Source organism: Vibrio sp. V42_P2S4T144 (assembly GCF_009904715.1).
Taxonomy (GTDB): domain Bacteria; phylum Pseudomonadota; class Gammaproteobacteria; order Enterobacterales; family Vibrionaceae; genus Vibrio; species Vibrio alginolyticus.
Genome location: NZ_WXWS01000238.1, coordinates 1 through 4517 on the forward strand (window position 1 = coordinate 1; position 4517 = coordinate 4517).

A 4517-nucleotide genomic window follows, 5' to 3' on the forward strand; every position below is an offset into this window, starting at 1 on the left:
CTTTGGAATACGCTGAGCAAGCCCAAATTCCTGTTCTATACCTGCATTGGGATGGAGGACTAACTGATCTTGGCCAAGACATTTTGGAAAAATTCCATGTTGATTATGTGGGAGATAACTATTGGCGTAAGTTAGGCTTGGTCGACTGGGAACCTTCATCGTTGATGAACGTTGTGCCGGATTCTGTTATTACACAACAAGCGTTGTTGTCTCGTTTTGAATCTCAAAATTTCAACGTTGACTTGTCACTGTGTGATGACAAATCCTGCCCTGACACTGCGAATATGGACAGTCAATTTTATGCAGGGGCAAACAGCATTCGCCATTGGTTGCAAAAGCTTGATGAACAAAAAGTAGATTTGTTTAATCAAAACGGCTACCAATACGAAAAACTCATGGTATTGCTGGCTGATCATTATCGTCAAACGGTTGTCTTCCCGATGGACAAACAATCAACCCAAATGACCGAATTCCTAAAGTCGTACTTTGCCGATTACGTGCAATACAACAGCCGAAGCGTAAACCCAAAACAACCAAATATGGGGAACTTCAGCCGTAGTGAGTTTAGCCCTGACATAAAGAGAATCAGTGCAACGATTAATATGGAATCAAAGCGTAACTTCCGTTCGGCTGGTGTGTATGCACTTCCTGGGGAAACCTTTACGGTTAAACGTAATGACAGCAATGATGTGGCGACTAAGATTGTCATCAACACTTTAAGAAGTGGTGCAACTCATGAGTTCAGCAAAGATGGATACACGCGACCAAAACTGCTGACTTCATTCGGCTATGAAGTGAAGCCGGGTGAAACCATCACGCTGACTTCTCCTTATGGTGGTCCAGTACAGGTTCACTTTGACAAAAATGATGTTCCGGTTGAACTGAAATTTAATCATGTGGCACAGCATCCAGTTTGGAGAAGTGAGAAGGACAACGACGCTTTTATTCAACAGTTAGAAGCCAATTTATTCGATTGGGCTGAGCTGATCACTCCTGGGTTTGAAGTACACTCAAAGCGCGACAAAATGTTGGAGTCGGTCAACGATGAAATGTGGTCTACCCCTTCGGAAATGGCGCTTGCAACAGAAGAATATGTTCACAACTACCCGCATGTGCTGGCAGGTTTCCAAGGGCCGGGCATAGATGAAGTGCCTGAAATTATTCAATACGCCCAAAACCAAGGTTGGGAAATCGCCAATATTGATATAGTGAAGCACATGAACGCTGACCAAGCGACGTGTGGTTATGGTTGTTCGGGTAACCCTTACGATGCTTACTGGTCATTCAGCCCACTCGGTCACGGTGATTTACATGAGCTTGGTCATGGTTTAGAAAAAGGTCGATTCCGATTTTCAGGCTGGGAAGGGCATTCAACGACCAATTACTACTCGTATTACAGTAAGTCTCGTTTCTTCCAGAATACGGGGAAAGTTTCAACCTGCCAAAGCTTGGATTTCAAAGGCCAGTTTGAATTATTGCAAGCTAGCCGAACTCAAGCGGATCCAAACGCATACATGGCAGCGCAAAATCAAACCAGTTGGAGTTGGGGCGCTCGTGTTTACATTCAAATGATGATGGCGGCGCAGCATGAAGGTGTGCTTAAAAATGGTTGGCATTTATTGGCGCGCTTGCACCTGATTGAACGTGAGTTTAACCGCTTAAAATCGGACGATGCGCTTTGGGATGAGAGACGATTGAGTATTGGTTTCGCCAACTACTCTCGGGAAGAAGCAAATAGCATCTCGAACAACGACTGGTTGCTTATTGCTCTGAGCTACATTTCTCAGCGAGATATGACTAACTATCTCGATATGTGGGGGTTCTCGTTCACAGAAAAAGCGAAACAGCAGGTTGTGGCGCTGAATCTACCGCCGATGCCGCTCACTTACTTTGCAAGTAGTAATACAGGCTACTGTCTGAACGAATTTGCTCAAACACCGATAACTATTGATGGTCAAACAGTTTGGCCGCTGAATCAGTGATTAAATGGTAATTTGTATGAAAAAGGGAGACTGAGTCTCCCTTTTTATTGGACTAAGCTTAGCGTTGAGTCTCGCTTATAGCTTTGCAATATATTACTTAAATGTCGACCAGATTGGTGCGTGATCTGAAGGCTTCTCGATACCACGAAGCTCATAGTCGATACCAGATTCAATACACTTTTTCGCTAGAGAAGGGGTTGCCAAAATGACATCAATTCGTAGGCCACGGTTATCATCAAAACCGCGAGAACGGTAGTCAAACCACGAAAATTGATCGTTCACCTCTGGGTATAGCTTACGGAAGGTGTCCACAAAGCCCCAGTCTAGTAAGGTTTTCAACCATTCGCGCTCTTCAGGTTGGAATGAACATTTACCTGTTTTTAGCCAACGTTTACGGTTTGGTTCGCCGATACCGATATCTGCATCAATAGGGCTGATGTTGATGTCACCCATAACAATTAATTGCTCGTCGTTATTGTGATGATCGTTTAGGTAGGTCATCAGATCTTTATAGAATTGGCGCTTGTATGGGAATTTGGTTTCGTGGCTGATGTTATCCCCTTGAGGGAAATAGCCGTTTAGCACAGTGACCTTTTCGCCGTTTTCATTTAAAAACGTTGCCATGATCATGCGCTTTTGATGTTCTTCGTTATCCGTCGGGAACCCTTTTTGTACGTGTAGAGGCTCTTGCTTACAAAGCATTGCTACGCCGTAATGTGCTTTTTGACCATGAAAATACACTTTGTAGCCCATGGCTTCGACAGCTTCAATCGGGAATGCTTCATCGTGAACTTTAATTTCCTGAAGACCAATCACATCAGGTTGGTGTTTGTCGATTAGCGCTTGGAGTTGGTGCAGTCGCGCACGTAGTCCATTGATGTTAAAGCTGATTACTTTCATTATTTATCCTTTTGGGGGCGTACTTTTTATGAATAGTATCATTGTGTAAGAGCACTGAAAATGAGTCTCGGTGAAAGGAGTGAAACGCTCTGAGCTACTTTGCTTTTAATTTGTTTTCTAAGTCGTTTTGCACGATCTTTAAAGCGTTAAGCGCAATTTCTGGATCTATCTCATTGCTCTCAAGCAAATAGATTAAATCGACAGCCAGTTTGATCTCTTCAGGTGCGTCATCTAAAGGCGAGGTTGGTTGGTCAGCCATTATTGATGTTTTTCCCTATGTGTAATTTGGTTCTCTAGCTTAAGAAGTGCTGCTTCACAACGCGCTAAACGTTGCTCGGTTGCTAGTAATACTTTTTGAGCGTCGGCACGCATAAAACTAGGAGCGCTTTCGACAGCACGTTCTTTTTCTAACACCATCTCGCGCAAGCGTCTTGCCCACTCTTGGTGTTGAGCGAGCTCCTGATAAAGCACGTTGATAGGCTTACGGAAATGGCTGCTATGTTTGATTTCATTCTTACGAATTTTAGTGGTAGAAATCTCGCGTTGAATCGCACCGATTTGCGCCACTAACCGTTCAGTGAGGTACTCAGCACGCAAAGCGGTGAGCTTACCTTCATTTTGCTCACGCACAATCGCATCCAGCGTGGCTTTTGCTTCTTTTACGCAAGGAGTAAGTAAGCGAGAGCGGCAACCAAATAAACGCTCATCAAAAAGCGGAACATGATGTTCGCCTCTTTGACGGTCAAGAACAGCGGCTTGCTTCGCCATTTGTTCTAGATTTTCCTGGAGTTGAGAAATGTTCATGACAAACCTACAAACCATGCGTCATAAGCCAATTTAATGGCTAGTATGCTGACGACAGTAACAAATACAGGACGAATGAATTTAGAACCAAATCTAATAGCGGAGTGCGCGCCAACAAAAGCACCAGCCATTAAACATACTCCCATTGTTAAGCCTAGCACCCAGTTGATGTGTCCGAGGAATGCAAAAGTGATCAAAGAGGTAAAGTTACTGGTAAAGTTCATTGCTTTTGCTAAGCCAGAGGCGAGCAAGATATTCAGCCGGTACAGCGCCATTGAACTTACTGTCCAAAAAGCCCCAGTTCCAGGCCCTGCGAGTCCGTCGTAGAATCCTATGGATAAGCCTTGCATGTACTGTTTTTTATGAAGTTTTGGGCAAGGCTCGGGTATTGGACTTTGATGAGCAGAGTGGGGTGTTTTATGAAAAACGGTATACAACGCTGCTGCCAAAATAACAAGCGGCAATCCTTTTTCCAGCCAATCCGTACTAATCGCATCTACAAATAGCGTACCTAATGTCGCTCCGACGAGTGTTGCCACGAATGCACGCCTCCAGCATTGAGGTTTGAATAGACGTTTTTTGTAGTACGTAAATGCTGCAGTAGAAGAAGCAAAGGTAGCGGCAAGTTTATTGGTGCCTAGTGCAATATGAGGCGGCAAGCCTAGCGAAAGTAGAGCAGGTACGGTAAGCATGCCACCACCACCGGCAACTGCATCAATAAATCCTGCGACAAAAGCGACAAGCGCCAACACCAACAGCATGGTTGGCTCAATCATTTCCATAAATGGTGATTCTTCTAATATTCTATTTTACGTTTAAATGGAGGTAGTG

The 4517-nt window shown here is 44.2% G+C and carries 5 protein-coding genes; 1 reads left to right on the forward strand and 4 read right to left on the reverse strand.

Going from position 1 to position 4517, the window contains the following annotated elements:
* Positions 1-1982, forward strand: a 1982-nt coding sequence (locus CAG68_RS08260) for an ImpA family metalloprotease (protein ID WP_161440998.1), incomplete at its 5' end; no start/stop codon positions are given.
* A 93-nt stretch (positions 1983-2075) separates the two neighbouring features.
* Here CAG68_RS08260 and xthA read toward each other — a convergent pair.
* From xthA to CAG68_RS08280, 4 genes are all read right to left on the reverse strand, one after another.
* Positions 2076-2882, reverse strand: a complete 807-nt coding sequence (xthA, locus tag CAG68_RS08265; RefSeq protein WP_065274299.1) for an exodeoxyribonuclease III — start codon at positions 2880-2882, stop codon at positions 2076-2078.
* Between the two features lie 94 nt (positions 2883-2976).
* Positions 2977-3141, reverse strand: coding sequence for a pleiotropic regulatory protein RsmS (gene rsmS, locus CAG68_RS08270; protein ID WP_047100850.1), 165 nt, complete (start codon positions 3139-3141; stop codon positions 2977-2979).
* Complete coding sequence (locus tag CAG68_RS08275; RefSeq protein WP_005378431.1) at positions 3141-3686, reverse strand: primosomal replication protein; 546 nt, start codon at positions 3684-3686, stop codon at positions 3141-3143. Before CAG68_RS08275 ends, rsmS begins: the two co-directional genes overlap by 1 nt.
* On the reverse strand, positions 3683-4468 hold the full coding sequence (locus CAG68_RS08280; RefSeq protein ID WP_005387866.1) for a sulfite exporter TauE/SafE family protein: 786 nt from the start codon (positions 4466-4468) through the stop codon (positions 3683-3685). The genes CAG68_RS08275 and CAG68_RS08280 overlap by 4 nt, the downstream gene beginning before the upstream one ends.
* Between the last annotated feature and the right edge of the window lie 49 nt (positions 4469-4517).

Bases quoted from the DNA above. Each gene is read 5' to 3' on its own strand.
- xthA (WP_065274299.1), bottom strand. From the start codon at position 2,882: ATGAAAGTAATCAGCTTTAACATCAATGGACTACGTGCGCGACTGCAC.
- rsmS (WP_047100850.1), bottom strand. From the start codon at position 3,141: ATGGCTGACCAACCAACCTCGCCTTTAGATGACGCACCTGAAGAGATC.
- CAG68_RS08275 (WP_005378431.1), bottom strand. From the start codon at position 3,686: ATGAACATTTCTCAACTCCAGGAAAATCTAGAACAAATGGCGAAGCAA.
- CAG68_RS08280 (WP_005387866.1), bottom strand. From the start codon at position 4,468: ATGGAAATGATTGAGCCAACCATGCTGTTGGTGTTGGCGCTTGTCGCT.